The organism is Pseudonocardia sp. HH130630-07 (genome assembly GCF_001698125.1).
Classification (GTDB): domain Bacteria; phylum Actinomycetota; class Actinomycetes; order Mycobacteriales; family Pseudonocardiaceae; genus Pseudonocardia.
Genome location: NZ_CP013854.1, coordinates 4,080,636 through 4,100,242, shown reverse-complemented (window position 1 = coordinate 4,100,242; position 19,607 = coordinate 4,080,636). Strand labels below are relative to the sequence as shown.

Sequence of the window (19,607 nt, the reverse complement as noted above, 5' to 3'; positions counted from 1 at the left end):
GCGGGACGCTATCGCGATCCCGGGGACCGCGACGGCGCCCGCCGGTCAGGCCCCGTCCCCGGCGGCGCTGCGGCCGCCGAGGTGCGTGGCCAGGTGCCGCTCGATCGCGCGATGCAGCAGCACCTGGTTCTCCGGGTTCTCGAACCCGTGCCCCTCGTCGGAGGCGACGAGGTACTCCACCGGCACCCCGCGCTCCCGCAGCGGCGCGACGATGTTGTCCGACTCGGCCTGGACCACCCGCACGTCGTTGGCCCCCTGGGCGACCAGCAGCGGCGTCGTGATGCGGTCGACCATCGTGATCGGGGACCGGGCGCTCATGTCGGCCAGCTGCTCCGGGTCGTCCGGGTCCCCGACGTAGCGGACCCAGTTGTTCGTCATGTTCGCCCGGACGAACGGCGGCAGGGTCGCCATGAAGTTCGCCAGGTCGGAGATGCCGACGTAGTCCACGGCCGCCGCGAAGCGGTCCGGGGTCACGGTCACCCCGACGAGTGCGGCGTACCCGCCGTAGGACCCGCCGACGATGCCGATCCGGGCCGGGTCGGCGTAGCCCTGCGCGACCGCCCAGTCGACGGCGTCGATCAGGTCGTCGTGCATCGCGCCGGCGAACTCGCCGATCGCCGAGACGAGGTGCCGGCGGCCGTAGCCGGTCGAGCCGCGGAAGTTGACCTGCAGCACCGCGTAGCCGCGGTTCGCCAGGAACTGCACGGTCCGGTTGTGCCCCCAGGTGTCGTGCATCCACGGGCCGCCGTGCACGAGCAGGACCAGCGGCAGCGCCTCCGGTGCCACGCCCACCGGCAGCGTGAGGAACCCGTGCAGCGGCAGGCCGTCGCGGGCCGGGAACCCGACCGGGATCATCGGCGCGCGCTCCGCCGGGGCCGGGTCCTGCGGCGCCGGGCCGGTGCTCCCGCCGTGCAGCAACCGGCTCTGCCCGGTGGCGTGGTCGTAGAGCCAGGTCGCGCCCGGCCCCCGGTCCTCGATGAAGGTCACGACCCAGCGCTGCTCGCTCAGGTCCGAGCCGACCGTGTCCAGCACGCCGTCGGACAGCTTCTCCAGCTCGGCCTGGACCTCGGCGAAGTGCGGGTCCAGCGGCACGATCGTGGGCCGGTCGCCGACGAAGCGGGCCGCGATGACCTCACCGGTGCGCCGGCTGACGAACACGCTGGGCGGCAGGTGCTCCGAGGCCGCGCTGAGCGTGTCCAGGCTGTGCCCGGGCAGCGCGGCGACCGGCGTCCGCTCGCCGGTGGCCCGGTCCAGCCGGACGAGGTGCAGGTCGTCGCCGTCGCCGTAGTCGCCGAGCAGCGCGCCGCTCCCGTCCGGGGTGGGCAGCAGGAACAGGCCCATCGGGTGCTCCGGCCCGTCGAGGCGGAGCAGCAGCCGCCGCCGGCCGGTCTCCGGGTCGGCCGCGGAGATCTCGTGGGCACCGTCGGTGTCCTGGGACACGAACCAGGACGCCCGCCCGGTCCGGTCGATGACGAACGTCTCCGCCGGGTCGGTGCGCTCCACCAGCGGGGTGCGCCCGCCGGTGGCGACGTCGATCCGGAACACGTCGACGTAGAGCGGGCGCGGGTTCATCCAGGCGATCACGGTGCCGGGGACCGTGGTCTCCGCGTCGATCGCGAACACCCGGGAGCCGGGTTCCATCGGGGTGAGGTCGGCCGCGGGTTCCTCCCGGCCGGCGAACGCCGCGTCCAGGTCGACCCGGTGCAGGTGCCAGTCCTCGTTGCCGTCGGTGTCCTGCAGGTAGAGCAGCCAGCGCGAGTCGTCGGTCCAGTAGTAGCTGGAGATCCCGCGCCGGGTGTCCCGGGTGACGGCGACGGCGTCGTCGTGCCCCTGGTCGATGCCGCGGACCCACACCTTGCGCCGGCCGCCGTGCGGCGCCAGGTAGGCGATCCGGCTGCCGTCCGGGGAGATCGACGGGTGCGCGAAGTCCGGATCGGCGAAGAGCGCCTCGACGTCGAGCAGCGCGGGGCGCTGCCCGGCCGGTCCTCCGGTGCTGGTCATGGTGCGGTGTCCCCTCGTCGCGAGTTCGACCACCACTGGACACCATGCCGCCGGGGCACACTCAAGTCACCGGATCGGGGGCGCCCCTCGATGCCGGAGCCCACGGACGAGCGCGCGCAGCGACCCACCGCGCGCGCGGGCCGGGAGCCGCCCGGCCACCGCGTCGTCGAGCAGCGACCCGACGGTCTCCGCGGCACAGGTCCGGTTGGTGCCGATGCCGCCGGAGGGCCCGCGCTTGATCCAGCCGACGACGTAGTGCCCCAGTGCGCCCGCGACCCGGCCCGCGTCGTGCGGGACGACGCCGAGATCGTCGTCGAACGGCAGTCCCGGCACCGGACGGCCCCGGTGGCCCGCGGCCCGCACCACCAGCCCGGCCGCGAGGTCGGTGCCGTCGGCGAGGTGGACCCCCTGCACCCGGCCGGTGCCGGTGATCCGGTCCGGCGTCGCGTGGAAGCGGAACACCACCCGGGGCCGGTCCGCGGGCAGCGAGTGGTCGACCTTCTCCCGGCGGGCGCGCTGGAGCAGCCGGTGCGCCTCGGAGCGCGCCGGGCCGTCGAGCGACTCGCCGATCCGCGGGTCGTGCTCGTCGATCACGACCTCCACCGGTGTCCGGTCGAGCAGCTCGCGCAGCTCCGGCGCGGTCGCGGCGACCGTCTCCGGGCCACGGCGGCCGAGTACGACGACCTCGCGGACGGCGCCCGCACCGAGCGCGTCGAGGGCGTGGCGGTCGATCGGGGTGTCCCGCAGGTCCGACGGGCGGGCGGTCAGGATCCGGGCGACGTCCACCGAGACGTTGCCGGTGCCGACCACGACGACCCGCCCGTCCCCGAGATCGGCCCCGAGTTCGGCACTGCCCACGGCGTCGCGCGGCACGTCCGGGTGGCCGTTGTACCAGCCGACGACCGTGTCGGCCGGCAGGCTCCCGGGCAGGTCCTCGCCCTCGATGCCGAGGGTGCGGGACTCCGGCGCGCCGACCGCCCAGATCACGGCGTCGTGCTGCGCGAGCAGTTCCGCGGCGGTCACGTCCCGCCCGACCTCGGTGCCGAGCCGCATCCGCACCCGCGGGTGGGTGTGGAACCGGGCGAAGGACTCCCCGATCCGCTTGGTCGACGGGTGGTCGGGGGCCACGCCGTAGCGGACCAGCCCGCCCGGGGTGCGCAACCGGTCCACCAGGGTCACCCGGGACGAGGTGTGCAGCAGCAGGTCCTGCGCCGCGTACATGCCGGCCGGACCGGTCCCGACGACGGCGACGTCCAGCGGCGCCATGTCCGCGGGCAGGCTGCGGGTGAACCGCAGCGGGTACCAGTCGTGGAACAGCGGCGAGTCCTCGCGCAGTGCCCCGGCTACCGGCTTGCCGTCGTAGTGGGCGGCGTTGACCTCCGCGTACCCGGCCAGCGACGCGGACAGCCGCTCGACCGGGAAGATCGCGTCGACCGGGCACGCGTCGGCGCACGCGCCGCAGTCGATGCACGCCCGCGGGTCGACGTAGAGCATGTCCGTCGTCGCGAAGTCCGGCTCGTCCGGTGTGGGATGGATGCAGTTCACCGGGCACGCGGCGACGCAGGACGCGTCCGTGCAGCAGGTCTGGGTGATCGCGAAGGCCACGACGCGTCCCCGCTCAGATCAGGTTCGCGCGGCGGTAGAACCACAGGGCGGGCCGGGTGAGCAGCCCGCACGAGGACAGGAACTCCATCAGCCCCGCGCACGAGCACCGCAGCTGGGACTTGTGGTGCTCGTTGGCCCGCGCCTCGCGCAGCGCCCGCTGCGTGTCCAGCCCGGCGTTGGCGTAGATCTGCTCGTTCCACATGCTCGTGACGATGAAGTAGGCGGCCGCCGCGACCGTGAGCGCCTGGTACTGCCGGCGCAGCCGCCCGGCACCCTTCAGCCGCTCGCGGGTCTCCTCGCGGGCGAACTTCATGTGCCGCGACTCTTCGACCACGTGGATGTTGTTGATCGTCCGGACGAACGGGACGACACGCTCGTCGCGCATCCAGTCCCGCTGCATCACGTCGAGGACCTCCTCGGCGACCAGGATCGACGCGTACGCGGCCTCACCGGAGTAGGTCATGGCGCACAGCCGCCCGAGCGTGACGACGCTGCGCTTCGGGATGTAGGCCGGGGCGCCCAGCTTCTCCGACCCGCGGGCGAACATGATCGAGTGCCGGCACTCGTCGGCGATCTCGGTGAGCGCCCACTGGAAGGCCGGGTCGGTCGGGTCCTTCGCGTAGAAGTCCCGCAGCACGAGCTGCTGCAGGATCATCTCGAACCAGATCCCGGTGGAGGCGACCGACGCCGACTCCTGCCGGGTCAGCTCGCGGCGCTCGTCCTCGGTCAGCTCGTCCCAGTAGGCGGTGCCGTAGAGGCTGCTCCACTCCGGGCTCATGCCGTGGTAGCTGCGGTCCAGCGGGGTCTCCCAGTCGACCTGGGTGGCCGGGTCGAACGACAGTTCCTCCGAGGACCGCAGCAGGCGCTCCGCGGTGTCGTGACGGTCCTCGGCCTGGTTCAGGCCGGGCTCCGGAACGGTGGCGGTCATGCCGACTCCCTCGCAGACGACGACGTCCATGCTGTAACCGCCGGTAACGTTACCACCGGTTACACGAGACGCAAGTCCACATCGGGGCGACGCCCACGGCGTCCTTCGTCCGGGATATCGTTGCGTCTGACAACGAACGGAGGCTGCCCAGGTGACATCCGGACCCTCGATCACCGGGACCGTGCGGCGACGCGGCGGCGCCCCGGTACCCGCCGCCACCGTGACCGTCACCGACCTGGACGGGCGCCAGCACGGCCGGGCCGTGACCGACGGCGGGGGCGGCTACGCGGTCGTCCTGCGGACCGGCGGGACGTACCTGGTCGTCGTGCGCGCGGACGGCGCCGGCCCGGACGCCGGGCTGGTCGCGGTGCGCGACGACGAGACCCGGCACGACGTCGTGACCGCCGGCGGCGGAGTCCTGCACGGCGTGCTGACCGACCACGGCGGCGTGCCGGTGCCCGGCGCGGCGATCACCCTCATCGACCAGACGGGCACCGTGGTCGCGCACGCACCCACCGGTCCGGACGGCCGGTTCCACCTGGGGACCCCCGGCACCGGGCCGCACGTCCTCACCGGCACCGCCCCGGGCCACCAGCCGGTCGCGCGCACCGTCGCCGTCGAGCCGGACGGGCCACCCGGGGCGCCACTGGAGATCCGGCTGCCGGCCCGGGCCGTGCTGACCGGCACCGCGCGGACCGCGGGCGGCCTCCCGGTCCCCGGCGCCCGGATGGTGCTGACCGACCCGGACGGCCGGACCGTCGCCACCACCACGACCGGGCCCGACGGCCGCTACGAGCTGCTCGACCTCCCGGCGGGCCGGCACTCGCTCACCGCGAGCGGGCACCCGCCGGTCGTCGCCGCGGTCCAGATCGACCGGGGTGCGACGACCCCGGTCGAGGTGCACTTCCCCGATCCGCGCGAGCGGGCCGGGTCGGGAGAACGGAGCGTCGGCGCATGAGTGAGCTGCACGGCCGGCTGAGCACCACCGACGGCTGGCCGGTCGCCGGCGGGACGGTCACCGTCATGGACGCCACCGGCGTCCAGCGCGGCCGGGCCGTCAGCCGGGCCGACGGCGGGTTCACGATCGACGGTCTGGGCACGGGGGCGCACACGCTCGTCGTCGCCACGCCGGGGCACGAGCCGTCGGCGCGGTCGGTGCTGGTGAACGGGTCCGGCGTCGACCTGGGGCGCCTGGAGCTGACCCGGGCCGGCGGCGCCGTGCTGCCCGCACCCGGCACCTGGCGGATCGACGCCCAGCACTCCAGCATCCGGGCGACCGCCCTGCACCTGGGGATCAGCCGGATCCACGGCCGGCTGCGCCGGTTCTCCGGCCGGGTCGAGGTGATCGACCCGTTCGAGGCGAGCCGGGTGGAGGTCGCGATCGACGCGGGATCGGTGGACTCCGACGAGCCCGACCGGGACGCCCACCTGCGGACCGCGGACTTCCTCGACGTCGGCGCGTTCCCCTCGATCGGCTACGCCGGCACCGGGCTGACCCGGCACGACGTCACGCACTGGACGGTGCACGGGACGCTGTCGCTCAAGGGCGTGTCGGCCCCGGTCGACCTGGCCGTGACCTACGGCGGCAGCGGCCCGGACCCCTGGGGCGGTACCCGCGCGGCGTTCACCGCGACCACCGAGATCTCCCGCGACGAGTTCGCGATCGACTGGAACCAGTCGGTGCTGGCCGGGGTGCTCGCCGTCGGCCGGACCCTGCGGATCGACATCGACGTCCAGGCGGTGCTGGACGAGGGCTGAGCCCGGCGGCCCGCCGGTTCAGCAGAGCGAGTCGGCGGGCTTCGGGTTCGCCAGGCCGAACAGCGGGCGCAGGCGCAGCCCGACCCAGGTGCCGCCGAGCGCCACGACCGCCCAGATCCAGCCGTGCAGGCTGAACGAGGCGATCCCGGAGAAGTAGGCGCCGATGTTGCAACCGCCGGCCAGCCGGGCGCCGTAGCCCATCGCGATCCCGCCGAGCACCGCACCGAGCGCGAGCCGGCCCGGGATCCGCCGGTGCAGCACGAACGCGCCGCCGACGGCGGACGCCAGCAGCGCGCCGATCATGATCCCGACGTCGAGGTTGGAGATCCGGTCGGCCAGCACCGGCGAGGCCAGCGCCGTCGCGTTCGCCGGGACCTGCCAGTAGGCGAACCCGGCCATTTCGACGCCGAGGAACTGCAGGACCTTCGAGCCCCACAGCGCGAACGCCGACGTGACGCCCCACGGCGCCGCCGAGACGACCAGCACGGCGGCGTTCAGCGCCGCGAGCACCAGCGCGCCGGCCCACATCGGCCAGGAGCCGCGCAGCACCCTGGCGATCCCGCGGGCCGACGGCGGCCGCTCCACCGGCGGCGGACGGCGGCGCCGGGCCACCACCCAGGTGCCGGCGGTGATCGCGGCCAGCGCGAGCAGCGTGACCCCGAGCGCGCCCGGGTACCCCAGCAGCGCCGCGAGGTCCACGCTCGGGCCCCGCGGCACCGTCTCGGTCCAGAACGTGTGGGTGAACACCGCGAACATGGACCCGGCGACGAAGCCGAACAGGGTCAGCACGATCGCGCTCTGCCCGCTGCCGACGGCGAACAGCGTCCCGGACGCGCACGACCCGCCGACCTGCATCCCGATGCCGAACAGGAACGCACCGACGACCAGCCCGATCCCCACCGGCGACACCGACGCGCGGGGTTCCCCGGCCAGTGCGAACCCCGAGGAGAGGATCACCGCGAACAGCACCGACGCGGCGCCGAGCATCACCATGTGCGCCCGGATCGCGGCGCCCTGCCCGACCGCGACGAGCTGGCGCCAGCCGGAGGTGAACCCGAACCGGGAGTGGAACAGGGTGAAGCCCAGCGCCAGCCCGAGCGCGGCGGTGCCGACCATCGTCGCCGGGGCGACACTGCCCACCCCGAGCAGGAAGAGCACGGCCAGGACGAGGCCGACGGCCACCACCGCCCACTGCGGGGGCCCGGCCGTGCGGTCGGCCGGGCCGAACGCGGCGCGCTCGGTCTCCGGCAGCGTGCGCAACGCCAGCGCCAGCGCGTTCGGTCGGCGTTCGCCGGCGACGGACATCGCATCTCCTCGGACGGGGGCCGACGGCGGCCCGGGGATCGGTCGGACCGGGGATCGCGGCCACGTGGCACGCCGGTCGTCCGGCCGCCGACGTTACCCGCGGTACACGGGAGCCACCCACCGGCCGGGGCCGCCCGGCGAGCGCCCGTGACGTCGGTCACCAGGCCGTCGCAATACGTGACGATTCGTGCGGTATGCGTTGATATGGTGCGTTGTCCAGGTGTCCGGTTCGACCGTGTCTCGAGGTTCCGCCGTGTCCACTCCGTCGTCCCCCGCGGCACCGACCGTGCCGCCCCGGTTCTCCGTCACCCAGCGACGGCGGGCGGTGCTGTCGAGCTACCTCGGCAGCGTCATCGAGTTCTACGACTTCATGCTGTACGCGACGGCCGCGGCGGTCGTGTTCAACCAGGTGTTCTTCTCCGACCTGGACCCGGTCGTCGGCACGGTCGCCGCATTCGGGACGCTCGCCACCGGGTACCTGGCCCGGCCGCTCGGCGCCGTGGTGTTCGGGCACTTCGGCGACCGGCTGGGGCGGCGCCGGATGCTCGTCACCAGCATGGTGCTGATGGGCGTGAGCAGCACGCTGATCGGCCTGCTGCCCACCTCCGAACAGGTCGGTTCACTGGCGGCGGTGCTGCTGGTCACGCTGCGGGTGCTGCAGGGCGTCGCGATCGGCGGCGAGTGGGGCGGGGCGGCACTGATGTCCGCCGAGCACACCGCCACCCGGCGCGGGCTGTGGGCGAGCTTCACCAACGCCGGCGCCCCGACCGGTGTCGTGCTGTCGACCCTGGTGCTGGGGGCGTCGGCGACGCTGGTCGGCGAGCAGGCGTTCGTCGAGTGGGCCTGGCGGATCCCGTTCCTGCTGAGCATCGTGCTGCTCGCACTGGGGCTGTTCGTCCGGCTGCGGGTCGAGGAGACCCCGGTGTTCACCTCGGCGGACGCCGCGGAGCCGGTGGCCGCGAGGCGCCCGCCGCTGGTCGAGGTGCTGCGCCGGCACCCGCGCAACCTGCTCCTGGCGGTCGGCATCGGCTTCGGCTCGTTCGTCGCCCAGGGCACGTTCACCACGTTCCTGGTCTCCTACGCGGTGCAGGCCGGGTTCCCGCGGGCGGTGGCACTGAACGCGCTGACGCTGTCCTCGGTGGCCGCGATCGGGGCGATCATCGGGTTCTCGGCCCTGTCGGACCGGGTCGGCAGGCGGCCGGTGGTGCTCGGCGGCATCCTCGCCACCGGCGCCTGGTGCGTCGCGATCTTCCCGCTGGTCGACAGCGGTTCGACGGTCGCGCTGACCACCGCCGTCGTCGTCGCGCACGTGCTGTACGCGGCCTGGATGGGCCCGTCGGCGGCGCTGTACCCGGAGCTGTTCGGCACCTCGTCGCGCTACACCGGGGCGTCGCTGGCCTACCAGCTGTCCGGGCTCGGTGCGGGGCTCGCGCCGGTCACGTTCGCCGCGCTGCTCGCGACCGGCGCCGGGACCACCGCCATCGTCGTGACGATCGTGGTGGTGACCCTGGTGTCCGCCGCCTCGGTGCTCGCACTGCGCGAGACGGCGCGGACCGGGCTCGCCGAACCGGCCCGGCCGGAGTGACCCGGGGCGCTCAGCCGTTCCCGGCCGGGGCCGGGCCGACCGTGGCGTCCTCGGCCGGGCGGCCGCCGGTCAGGAAGGACAGCGCCACCACCAGCAGCGACACCACCGCGGCGACGAGGAACGCGGCGTGCACCCCGGCGGCGTTCACCCCGGCCCCGCCGGAGGCCAGCGTCATCACGGTGATGAACAGTGCGGTGCCGGCCGCCCCGGCGACCTGCTGCAGCGTGGTGACGATCGCGCTGCCGTGCGAGTAGAGGTGGCTGGGCAGCGCGCCCAGCGCATCGGTCATGAGCGGGGTGAACATCAGGGCCAGCGCCGCGGACAGCCCGGCGTAGAGCACCGCGACCAGCCAGATCGGTGAGGCGGCGCCGAGCGTGGTGAAGCCCCACATGACCGCCGCCAGCAGCAACGCCCCGGGCACCACGAGCGGACGGACCCCGAGCCGGTCGTAGGCCCGGCCGACCACCGGCCCCATCAGACCCATCACCAGGCCGCCGGGCAGCACCACCAGACCCGCGACGAACGCGCTGTCGCCGAGCACGTTCTGGACGTAGAGCGGCAGCATGATGATCGCCCCGAACAGGGACATGAACCCGGTCGCCACCAGCACCAGCGCCAGTGTGTAGCGGCGCAGCGTGAACGGCCGCAGGTCGAGCAACGGGGACCCGGTCCGCTGCAGCCGGATCTGCCGGTGCACGAACACCGCGAGCGCCACGACGCCGAGCCCCAGCGGTACCCACGCCGGGACGCCGCCGTGCGGGCCGGCCACCGCGGACTCGCCGACCGCGGACAGGCCGTAGACGATGCCGGAGAACGCGACCATCGAGATCAGCACGGACAGCACGTCCAGCGGGGCCTTCGACGTCTCGGCGCTCACCCGCAGCCAGGTGGCGCCGGCGGCCAGCGCCAGCAACGCGATCGGCAGCACGATCCAGAACATCCAGCGCCAGCCCAGCGCCGACAGGATGGCCCCGGACAGCGTCGGGCCGAGCGCCGGCGCGACCGCGATGACGATCGAGATGGTGCCCATCGTCTGCCCGCGCTTCGTGGCCGGGACCAGGCGCAGGATCGTGGTCATGAGCAGGGGCACCATCACCGCGGTCCCGCAGGCCTGCACCACCCGGCCGACGAGCAGCATCCCGAACGCCGGTGCCAGCGCCGAGACCAGCGTGCCCGCGCTGAACAGGCTCATCGACGCCAGGTAGACCGAGCGGGGCCGGAACCGCTGCAGCAGGAACCCGGTGATCGGGATGACCACGGCCATCGTCAGCAGGAAGCCGCTGGTCAGCCACTGGGCGGTGGCCGCGGTGATGTGCAGGTCGGCGATCAGGGCCGGCAGCGCGACGCTCATGATCGTCTCGTTGAGGATCATCACGAAGGCGGACCCGACGAGCAGCGCGATGATCAGCGGAGCGCCGTCCGGCAGGGGTTCCGCCCGGGAGGCGGGGCCGGTGGTGGGCTCGGTCGTCACAGCGCGTCTCCTTCGTGGTCGGCCGCCGGCACCGGCCGGATCGGGGCGTGCGGGACCGCGGCCGGTGTCGTGGGGGTACATCGAGTGAACACGACCCGGTGTTGCACGGCGATCGGATTCGCGGCGGGCCCCACCGGTACGGCGGGGCCGTCGTGGCGGTAGTAGACAGGTCGGATGGAACAGGTCGTGCTCCTCGACGATGACGGCAACCCGGTCGGCGTGGCCGACAAGGCGACGGTGCACGGCGCCCGTACCCCGCGGCACCTGGCGTTCTCCTGCTACGGCGTCGGCGCCGACGGCCGGCTGCTGGTCACCCGGCGCGCGGCGGGAAAGACCGCGTTCCCGCTGGTGTGGACGAACACCTGCTGCGGGCACCCCGCGCCGGGTGAGGACATGGCCGGCGCCGTGCACCGCAGGCTCGCCGACGAGCTCGGCGTCCGGGCCACCGAGCTGCGGCTGGTGCTGCCGGAGTTCAGTTACCGGGCCACGCAGGACGGGATCGAGGAGAACGAGCTCTGCCCGGTCTTCGTCGCCCGGCTCGACGGGGAGCCCGACCCGCACCCGGACGAGGTCGACGAGGTGCGGTGGTGGAGCTGGGCGGAGTTCCGGGCCGCCGCGGGCGACCCGGGATCGGGCCTGTCCCCGTGGGCCCGGCTGCAGGTCCCGCTGCTGGACGCGCTGGACGACCCGCTGCTGCGGTGAGGCGACGCGCGGCGGCCGGGCCGGTCGCCGGGACGCGGGACCGACCGGACCGCGGGCGGGCACCGGCACGGGTGGTGGGATGGCCGGGTGGACCACCCCGCACCTGACACCGATACCGACACCGGGACCGGCCACGGGCCGGAGCTCGGCACCGCGCTCGGTGCCGCGCTGGACTCGGTGCTCGACGCGGTCCCGACCGCGCGGCTCGCCCCGGTCGTCGAGCGGCTGATCGGGGCCTACCGCAGCGGATCGGTCCCCACCGCCCCGATCCTGCGTTCCGACGACGACGCCGCCGCCTACGCGGCGTACCGGATGCCGGCCACCCACGCCGCCGTCCTGGACGTGCTGGGCCGGGCCGCGGGCCGGGTCCCCGCCCCGGCGACGCACGTGGACCTCGGCGGCGGCACCGGCGCCGCGGTCTGGGCGGCCGCGCAGGTCTGGCCGTCGGTGCGCCGCACGACGGTCCTGGAGGCCGCCGCCCCGGCCCGCGCCATGGGCCGCAGGCTGGCCGCGCTCGCCCCGGCCGCGGTGGTGCGCTCCGCCCGCTGGGAGGACGTCCTGCTCGGGACCGGCACCGAGCTCCCGGACGCAGACCTGCTCACCGCCTGCTACCTGCTGGGTGAGCTCCCGGACCCGGTCCGCGCCGCGGTGCCGGCCGCGATGGCCCGCTCAGCCCGGATCGTGGCCGTGGTCGAGCCGGGGACGCCGGCCGGCTACGCCCACGTGCTCGCCGCGCGCTCCCGCCTGCTGGACGCGGGCCTGCGGATCGTGGCCCCGTGCCCGCACGACGACACCTGCCCGGTCACCGGCGCCGACTGGTGCCACTTCGCGGCCCGGGTGAACCGCAGCTCCCGGCACCGGGCGCTCAAGGCGGGCTCGCTCGGGCACGAGGACGAGAAGTTCTCCTACGTCGTCGCCGTCCGCCCGGACGGTGCGCAGCCGCCGCCGCGGGCCGCCGGACGGGTGCTGCGGCACCCGCGCAGCCGCAAGGGACTGGTCACCCTGAGTGTCTGCGGCGCGGACGGCGAGCTTCGCGACACCCCCGTTCCGCGCAGTCGCGGGGCGCTGTACCGGGCCGCCCGCGACGCGGCGTGGGGGGACCCGTGGCCGCCGGAGTACGACGGCCCCGGAACGCGCAACCGGGGGTGATCAACGCCACTGGGACGACCTGCCGGGAACTCGTTGTGAATCTGTAACACCGGCAGGCATCGTGTGCGACTGACCGGGCGCGACGGCCATCCGGTGGGCCGCGAGCAGCAGGCTTCTCACAGATCGAGCACGACCATGAACGACTTCACCACCGGTGCTCCCACCGATCGGCTTCCGACCCTCATCCGTACCCGCCGCGGTTACCGCGTGCACGATCCCGCCCTGCTGCAGGACACCTCCTACGTCATCGACGACGCGGGGGACCTCGTCTACACGCGGCTCCCCGCCGGGGCGCTGACCGCCACCGCGGTCCTGACCTCCGTCGTCGCCGCGGTGACCGTGGGTGCGCAGAGCTGGGCCTGGCTCGTGCTGGTCCTCGCGGTCGCGCTCCCGGTCACGTTCGCCGGTGCCGTCGGCGTGCTGTCGATGATCCACGCGGTGACCGACCCGGTGCGCCGCTACCGCGCCCGGTTCGGCCACGGCCGGTTCGCCGTCGAGGTGACCGACCGCGAATCGGTCGAGTGGCGGCTGTGCGCCCGCGCCGAGCGGGTCGCGGCGAGCCCGTCCTGGCAGGCCGGGCGGATCGATCCGACCCGCACCCTGGGCGGTCTGCTGTGGACCGCCGTCGGTGCGCAGGAGATCTGGGCGATCGACGCGCTCGCGGTGCTCGACGAGCCCGCGACCGGTCCCGATCTCACCGCCGTCTGACCGCCGTCCGGCGGCGGCCCCGGCCGGTCACACCGCGTAGCGGGCGACCGGGAGCAGTGCGTCGGTGTCGCGGCGGTCGTCGGCCCCCGCGACACAGGCGCGCAGCGCGCGGTGCAGTGCGGCCTCGTCCAGCCCGGTCCCGATCATGACCAGGGTGGTGCGGCGGGGTTCGCCGCTGTCCCACCGGGCCCGGCGGAACCGCACGTAGCGGCCGACCGTGTGCAGGTCCCAGCGCTCGGCGGCCGGCGCGGCGGCGAACCGCACCGAGCCCTTGATCCGGTAGAGGCCGGACGGACGGGCGTCGAGCAGGTCCTGCAGCCGGCCGGCGTCGAGCGGCTCGTCGCAGCGGAAGGTGACGCTCTGGTAGCCGGCGTGCAGGTGTGCGGCGTGCTCCTCGCCGGCCTCGCGCACCTGCTCGCCGAGCATCAGCTGCCGGCCCGGCACGATCTCGATGTCGAACAGCAGCGCCGGGTCGATCGCGCCATCGCGGACCGGGACGATCGGCGCCCGCGGGTTCGCCTCCCGGCACAGTCGCCGGGCCCGCCACAGGGTGCCCGGGTCGACCCGGTCGATCTTGTTGAGGACGACGAGATCGGCCAGCCCGATGTGCCGGTCCAGCTGCGGGTGCCGCAACCGGGTGGCGGCCAGCTCGGCCGCGTCGACGACCTCGACCAGCCCTCCGAAACCGAGGTCCCGGCCGAGCGCGTCGAGGACCAGCTGGACCAGCGTGCCGGGCTCGGCGATCCCGCTGGCCTCGATCACGATGACGTCGATCTCGTCACGCCGACGAGTGAGGCTCTCCAGCACGCCCGCGACGCCGCCCTCGCCGATCTCGCAGCACAGGCACCCGTTCCCGAGCCCGACGACCTCACCGGCCTGCCCGGCGATCCGCATCGCGTCGATCCCGACCGAGCCGAAGTCGTTGACGACGACACCGATGCGCGCGTCCCCGGCGGTCGCGAGGAGGTGGTTCAGCAGGGTCGTCTTGCCGGCTCCGAGGAAACCGGCCAGCACCACGACCGGGATCTTCCGGGGCACCCGTCATGCCTACCACGTGCCACGGACCGTGTACTGCGGGTGGGTGGCGGTACGGGTCACCCACCTCGGGTGGGGAGGACCCCGCCGGGCGGTGGATACAGTGCGCCCATGCCCGAAACTGCTGCCGCACGCCGGCCGCGCGGAGTCGTCGCCGTCGCCGGCGAGGCACTCGTCGACATCGTCCCCGCCCCCGCTGCGGGGTACTGGGAGTTCGCCCCCGGCGGGAGCCCGGCGAACGTGGCGGTCGGGCTGTCCCGGCTCGACGTGCGGGCCCGGATGCTCGCCCGGCTCGCCGACGACCTGCTCGGGCGCAAGCTGCGTGACCACCTGGCGGACAACGGCGTCGACCTCTCGCACGCGGTCGAGGCCGCGGAGCCGTCGTCGCTGGCGATCGTGGAGCTGGCGGCGGACGGCCAGGCGTCCTACGACTTCCGGATCTCCGGCACCGCGGACTGGCAGTGGACGGCCGAGGAGCTGTCCGGCGCGCTGGACCCCGAGGGTGACGAGCCCGTCGTCGCCGTCCACTCCGGGTCGCTGGCGCTGACCACCGCGCCGGGGCACGAGGCGTTGCGGGAGCTGCTGGCCTCCGCCGTGGACACCGCGACCGTCAGCTACGACCCGAACATCCGGCCGCTGCTGATGGGCACCCCGGAGGACGTGCTGCCCGGTGTGCACGAGCTGCTCGGGCTGGCCGACGTGGTCAAGGTCAGCGAGGAGGACCTCGAGTGGCTGCAGCCCGGCCGCGAGCCGGGTGACGTCGTCGGCGAGTGGCTGGAGCTGGGGCCCGCGGTCGTCGTGGTGACGCTGGGTGCGAACGGCGTGCTCGCCGGGACCGCGTCCGGCCTGCACAGCGTGCTACCCGGGAAGGAGATCGAGGTCGTCGACACCGTCGGTGCCGGGGACAACTTCTCCGCGGCCCTGCTGGCCGGGCTGCACCGGCGCGGGCTGCTCGGGGCCGCGGCCCGCGACGACCTGTACCGGATGGACCGCGAGACCCTCGACGGCGTGCTGTCCGAGGCCGTCACGGCCGCCGCGATCACCTGCTCGCGACACGGTGCCAACCCCCCGACCCGCGCCGAGCTCGACGCCGCGGGCTGAGCCACCGGGCGCACCGGGTCAGCCGGTGGGCAGCGCGTCCTGCGCCTGCTGCTCCTCCGGGGTCAGCTCGCGCGGCGCGCGCTCCGGGTGGTCCTTCGGCTGCCCGGTCGCCGCGGCACCCGACGGCAGGCTCAGCGTCGCCGGCTCGCTCTGCGGCAGCGCCCACTGCCGGGCCCAGTCCAGGTGCATGGCGGTCGGGCCACCGGCGTCGCCGAAGTAGTCGAGCTGCATGGTCATGTTCATCGGGCCCGGCGGGAACTGCTCGGTGTTCGTGGTGGAGTACCACTGCTCGCCGTTCACGTACGCGGTGATCTTCTCCGGGGTCCACTCCAGCGCGTAGGCCGACCACTGCGTCGAGTCGTGCCGCACCGAGCCGTAGTCCTGGTCGTTGTCCTCCCCGTAGTGCAGGAAGAACGACGTCTCCTGGCGGCTGTCGTCGGTGATCTCCATCCAGTCGATCTCGCCGCCGACCGGGAAGTCCTCGGCGACCGGCCAGAGCAGCAGCAGCGCGTTGAGCCCGCCGGACGCCTCCTCCGACCGCACGCACGCCTCCCAGCGGCCGTAGCGCTGGCCGGGGTGCCAGCTCGCCGCGCCGGTGGTGCCGTCGGCCTCGGCGGCGATCGTCATCGCGCCGTCGGCGACGGAGACCTGGTCCGGGGTGCGGGTGCCCTGCTTGTCGTGACCGGGCTCGGGCCCGTAGGGGTGCCAGTCCGGTGGGACGGCCGTGCCGTCGAACTCCGAGCGCCGGGTGGGTTCGCCCCAGCCGAGGGTGTCGGCGGCGGTCGTGGTGCACGTCGGACCCGGTGCCGGGGCGCCCGGTGCTGCGGTGCCCGGTCCTGCCGCGCCCGGTACTGCGGTGCCCGGTACTGCGGTGCCCGGTGCCGCGGCCGGTCCTGCGGTGCCCGGTACTGCGGCGGCCGGTCCTGTCGCGGGCGGTCCCGCGGCGGCCGGTCCCGTGATGTCGGTGGCCGCCGTCGGTCCCGTGGCCGCGGTCGCCGCGGTCGTCGTGGGACCAGCGGCCAGCGCGGTGACCGTGAGCAGCGGCAGCACGGAGAGTGCGATCGGTAGCCGGAACCTCGCGTTCACACGCACCGTGGACCCCTCTCGTCACTCCGTCACCGACAGCCCCATCAGACGAGCAGATCGTGACCGACGCCAGTCGAACCACCCTTCCGGGTCACCGCCGACCGACAGGGAGTCACCGATACCCCGGAGGTCTCACCCTCCGTGCACCGCACAGACGGCTCCGAGGCGCCGAACCTGCACCCGGCAGGCCACCCCGGCCCACGCGCTCACCGGACCTGTTCCCGCGCACCCGATTCCGTGAGCGTCTGCGGGATGCGCGAGCGTCCACGGCGCAGACCCGCAGCGCGACGGGGCGGGGCGAGGCCGCGTCCGGGAGCGGGTGCGGCGGTGGCCTCCGAGCGCGGCTTGCCCGGGACGGACCCGAAGCCCGGTCGCCGCCCCGTGGTCGAGCCGGGCGCACGTGCGCCGGGCCCCGGGCGGTGGGGGTCAGGCCCGGGTGGTGCCGAGCAGGCCGGCGACGTCGCGGGTGTTGCGGATCCGGTCCGGCTCCACCCCGCAGGCGACGGCGCGGGCGCAGCCGTTGTCGAGCCAGTCGAGCTGGCCGGGGGCATGCGCGTCGGTGTCGATCGTGAACTCGCAGCCCGCCTCGACGGCCAGGCGCAGCAGGCGTTTCGGCGGGTCGAGCCGCTCCGGCCGGGAGTTGATCTCGACGGCGACGCCGTACCCGGCGCAGGCCTCGAACACGGCGTTCGCGTCGAACTCCGACTCCGGGCGCGCGCGACGCCCGGTCACCATCCGGCCGGTGCAGTGCCCGAGCACGTCGACGTGCGGGTTCGCCACCGCCGTCAGCATCCGTTCGGTCATCTCCGCCCGCGGCATCCGCAGCTTCGAGTGCACGCTCGCGACGACCAGGTCCAGCTCGGCGAGCAGGTCCTCGGACTGGTCGAGCGCCCCGTCGTCGAGGATGTCGACCTCGATGCCGGTGAGCACCCGGAACCCGGACCCGGTCGCGGCGATCCGGTCGTTCAGCTCCGCGACGTCGGCGAGCTGGCGCCGCAGCCGGTCCGCCGACAGGCCGTTCGCGACGGTGAGCCGCGGCGAGTGGTCGGTGACCACCAGGTACTCGTGGCCCAGTGCGATCGCCGTCTCGGCCATCTCGGCCAGCGGGGAACCGCCGTCGGAGGCGTCGGTGTGGCTGTGGCAGTCCCCGCGCAGCGCGTCGCGCAACCGCACGGCCGCCTCGGCGAGCGGGATGCCGGTGGCGTCGGCGCGGGCCACCGCGTCCTCCAGCCGGCGCAGGTAGACCGGTTCCTCGCCGGTCAGCGACTCGCCGACGCAGCGGGCCGTGACCTCGCCGACCCCGCGCAGGTCGGTGAGCGTCCCGGCGGCGTGCCGCCGGGCCAGCTCCTCGGCGTCGCGCCCGCGCAGTGCGGCCGCCGCGGCCCGGAACGCCCGGACCCGGTACGTCGACTCGTGCGCCCGCTCCAGGAGGAACGCGATCCGGCGCAGGTCGGCGACGGCGTCCCGGGCGCCCGCCGGGCCGGTCACCCCTGCATCCAGCGCCTGGCCTTCGTCGTCCACGCGTGCTCCCAGATCTCCGGCAACCGGTCCTCCAGCCCGGCCATCGTCGCGCTGTCACGGCCGTGCAGCACGCCGAGGGTGAAGGCGCCGGTGGACCCGTCCGCGAGCCCGCGGAGCAGTTCCCGGGAGACGACGGCGTCCTGATGGTCCCCGAGGACGGTCTGCACCGCCTTCATCCGCTTCGCGAACACCGTCGCCGGCTTCCCGACGGCCGGCCGGGCCACCTCGGTGGCGTACCGGAGCTGCTTGCCGGACTTGCGGGCGTCGTGCAGCGAGACCGGTGCGACCCGCCCGTCGGCGAGATCGGCCAGCGCGATGCGCATCCGGCGGTCCAGCCTGCGCGCGGTACGGCCGACCAGCCGCGGCAGCACCTCGGCGGCCGGCCGGGCCGCGCGCTCGCTCAGTGGCGGGTCGGCGAGCATCCGGCGCAGCGCGCCGTGCAGTGCGGCGTACCGCTCGCCGTCGACGGTCGCACCGACCACGGCCGACGTCGTGGCCCTGGTCCGGGCGAAGTGCCGGGCGACGTCGGCCCGGACCGTGCCGAGCACCAGGTCGGGGTCCAGGGCGGCCAGTCGTTCCTCCAGCCGGGCCTGCTGGACCTCGGCGTCGCGCTCGCCGGCCAGCTCCCGGCCGAGCCAGCGCAGCTCGGCGACCAGGTGCGCGGTCCGCGGCCCGGGCAGGAGCCTCCGGTAGGTGCGCAGCGCGCTGCGGGCACGGCGGGCCGCGACCCGCATCTGGTGCACCGCGTCCGGCCGGTCCGCGCGCAGGTCCGCCTCCCGCTCGGTGAGCGCGTCGACCTGCCGGGCCAGGTAGTCGAGCACCACCTGTCCCGCACTGTCCGGATCGCCCCGGTGCCGCGGCGGGTCGGCCGGGCCGGCCGCGGCCAGCAGCGCGGCGAGCCGGCGGCGCGCCCCGCCCGGCCCGGCCGTCAGACCGGTCTCGCGCAGGGCGTCCTCGATCCCGGCCAGGACGGCGCTCCCGCCGGCCCCCGGCCGCAGGACGGCCTCGCTCCACGCCTGCACCGACGTCGACTCCCCCAGCGTCGTCGCGGTGATCTCGTCGCGCCACAGCGTCGCCAGCTCGCGGTCCGCGTCGTCGTGCACCCGCACCGTCGTCCGCACCAGGCGCACCCGCCCGACCGGCCGCAACGGCGCACCGGCGTGCAACGGCGCCAGGACGGCCTCGAACGGCGGCGGCACCTCCCCGGGGCCACCCGCGTCGGCGTCGGGCACCGGGGACCGCAGCTCCGCGGCCGGGTCCCCGTCGGGCAGCCGCAGCACCCACGTCGCGGCCGGGCCGGCCGGCGAGGCGCGGTCCGGCACGACGCGTTCGCGCGCCAGCTCCACCCCGGCGGCGAGCAGGCGCAGGTCGGCGGTGTCGACCCGCTCGTACTCCCGGACCTCCGCGTCGGTCACCGTCGTGGACCCCGCCACCCCGCCGACTCCGGACAGCCGGGGCGCCCCGGCGTGCGCCGGGCCGTGGAACGGGCGGTCCCCGGGCGGCACGTCCACGACCGACGGCCGGGCCGTGGGCGCTGCGGACGGGCCGGGCCCGGCCGGTACGGACGGGGCGGGCTCGGTCGGCACGGTCGCGTCGGCGGGGCTCATCCAGGAGGATTCCCGCCGCACGCGCGGGTGATACGGGGCCGTCCG

The 19,607-nt window shown here is 75.0% G+C and carries 16 protein-coding genes; 7 read left to right on the top strand and 9 right to left on the bottom strand.

Annotated features, from left to right (window positions below; translation table 11 throughout):
• Positions 1–45: 45 nt before the first annotated feature.
• The 3 genes from AFB00_RS19455 to AFB00_RS19445 form a co-directional block, all read right to left on the bottom strand.
• Positions 46–2,001: a S9 family peptidase gene (locus tag AFB00_RS19455; protein WP_068798417.1), complete on the bottom strand. Its 1,956-nt coding sequence runs from the start codon at positions 1,999–2,001 to the stop codon at positions 46–48.
• A 66-nt stretch (positions 2,002–2,067) separates the two neighbouring features.
• Positions 2,068–3,606: an FAD-dependent oxidoreductase gene (locus AFB00_RS19450; RefSeq protein ID WP_068798416.1), complete on the bottom strand. Its 1,539-nt coding sequence runs from the start codon at positions 3,604–3,606 to the stop codon at positions 2,068–2,070.
• 13 nt (positions 3,607–3,619) lie between these two features.
• Positions 3,620–4,534: an AurF N-oxygenase family protein gene (locus AFB00_RS19445; RefSeq protein WP_068800465.1), complete on the bottom strand. Its 915-nt coding sequence runs from the start codon at positions 4,532–4,534 to the stop codon at positions 3,620–3,622.
• 151 nt (positions 4,535–4,685) lie between these two features.
• Here AFB00_RS19445 and AFB00_RS19440 point away from each other — a divergent pair, with 151 nt between their 5' ends.
• The gene (locus tag AFB00_RS19440) at positions 4,686–5,492 is read left to right on the top strand and encodes an MSCRAMM family protein (RefSeq protein WP_068798415.1); all 807 of its coding nucleotides are present in this window, start codon (positions 4,686–4,688) and stop codon (positions 5,490–5,492) included.
• Entirely contained in the window at positions 5,489–6,292 is an 804-nt protein-coding gene (locus AFB00_RS19435) for a YceI family protein (RefSeq protein ID WP_068798414.1), read from the top strand. Before AFB00_RS19440 ends, AFB00_RS19435 begins: the two co-directional genes overlap by 4 nt.
• An 18-nt stretch (positions 6,293–6,310) precedes the next feature.
• Here AFB00_RS19435 and AFB00_RS19430 read toward each other — a convergent pair whose 3' ends face one another.
• On the bottom strand, positions 6,311–7,597 hold the full coding sequence (locus AFB00_RS19430; protein WP_068798413.1) for a YeeE/YedE family protein: 1,287 nt from the start codon (positions 7,595–7,597) through the stop codon (positions 6,311–6,313).
• A 253-nt stretch (positions 7,598–7,850) separates the two neighbouring features.
• On the opposite strand from AFB00_RS19430, the gene AFB00_RS19425 reads away from it, so the two are divergent.
• The gene (locus AFB00_RS19425; protein WP_197519592.1) at positions 7,851–9,182 is read left to right on the top strand and encodes an MFS transporter; all 1,332 of its coding nucleotides are present in this window, start codon (positions 7,851–7,853) and stop codon (positions 9,180–9,182) included.
• 10 nt (positions 9,183–9,192) lie between these two features.
• Here AFB00_RS19425 and AFB00_RS19420 read toward each other — a convergent pair whose 3' ends face one another.
• Positions 9,193–10,653 (bottom strand): DHA2 family efflux MFS transporter permease subunit, encoded by a 1,461-nt coding sequence (locus tag AFB00_RS19420; RefSeq protein WP_068798412.1) that lies wholly within the window; start codon positions 10,651–10,653, stop codon positions 9,193–9,195.
• Positions 10,654–10,827: 174 nt separating this feature from the next.
• On the opposite strand from AFB00_RS19420, the gene idi reads away from it, so the two are divergent.
• The 3 genes from idi (at position 10,828) to AFB00_RS19405 (ending at position 13,212) form a co-directional block, all read left to right on the top strand.
• Positions 10,828–11,355, top strand: a complete 528-nt coding sequence (idi, locus tag AFB00_RS19415) for an isopentenyl-diphosphate Delta-isomerase (RefSeq protein ID WP_068798411.1) — start codon at positions 10,828–10,830, stop codon at positions 11,353–11,355.
• An 87-nt stretch (positions 11,356–11,442) separates the two neighbouring features.
• Positions 11,443–12,504, top strand: coding sequence for a small ribosomal subunit Rsm22 family protein (locus tag AFB00_RS19410; protein ID WP_068798410.1), 1,062 nt, complete (start codon positions 11,443–11,445; stop codon positions 12,502–12,504).
• A 207-nt stretch (positions 12,505–12,711) separates the two neighbouring features.
• Entirely contained in the window at positions 12,712–13,212 is a 501-nt protein-coding gene (locus AFB00_RS19405) for a hypothetical protein (RefSeq protein WP_156819639.1), read from the top strand.
• Between the two features lie 27 nt (positions 13,213–13,239).
• Here the strand turns inward: AFB00_RS19405 and AFB00_RS19400 are convergent, their stop codons facing one another.
• On the bottom strand, positions 13,240–14,250 hold the full coding sequence (locus tag AFB00_RS19400) for a CobW family GTP-binding protein (protein ID WP_068798408.1): 1,011 nt from the start codon (positions 14,248–14,250) through the stop codon (positions 13,240–13,242).
• Between the two features lie 108 nt (positions 14,251–14,358).
• On the opposite strand from AFB00_RS19400, the gene AFB00_RS19395 reads away from it, so the two are divergent.
• Positions 14,359–15,348, top strand: a complete 990-nt coding sequence (locus AFB00_RS19395) for a carbohydrate kinase family protein (RefSeq protein ID WP_068798407.1) — start codon at positions 14,359–14,361, stop codon at positions 15,346–15,348.
• Positions 15,349–15,366: 18 nt separating this feature from the next.
• On the opposite strand, the gene AFB00_RS19390 is transcribed toward AFB00_RS19395, so the two are convergent.
• The 3 genes from AFB00_RS19390 to AFB00_RS19380 all read right to left on the bottom strand — a co-directional run bounded on the left by AFB00_RS19390 (position 15,367) and on the right by AFB00_RS19380 (position 19,583).
• Entirely contained in the window at positions 15,367–16,398 is a 1,032-nt protein-coding gene (locus AFB00_RS19390) for a glycoside hydrolase family 16 protein (protein ID WP_156819638.1), read from the bottom strand.
• Between the two features lie 462 nt (positions 16,399–16,860).
• Complete coding sequence (locus tag AFB00_RS19385) at positions 16,861–17,955, bottom strand: PHP domain-containing protein (protein WP_442965815.1); 1,095 nt, start codon at positions 17,953–17,955, stop codon at positions 16,861–16,863.
• Positions 17,919–19,583 (bottom strand): CYTH and CHAD domain-containing protein, encoded by a 1,665-nt coding sequence (locus AFB00_RS19380; protein ID WP_083275667.1) that lies wholly within the window; start codon positions 19,581–19,583, stop codon positions 17,919–17,921. Before AFB00_RS19380 ends, AFB00_RS19385 begins: the two co-directional genes overlap by 37 nt.
• Between the last annotated feature and the right edge of the window lie 24 nt (positions 19,584–19,607).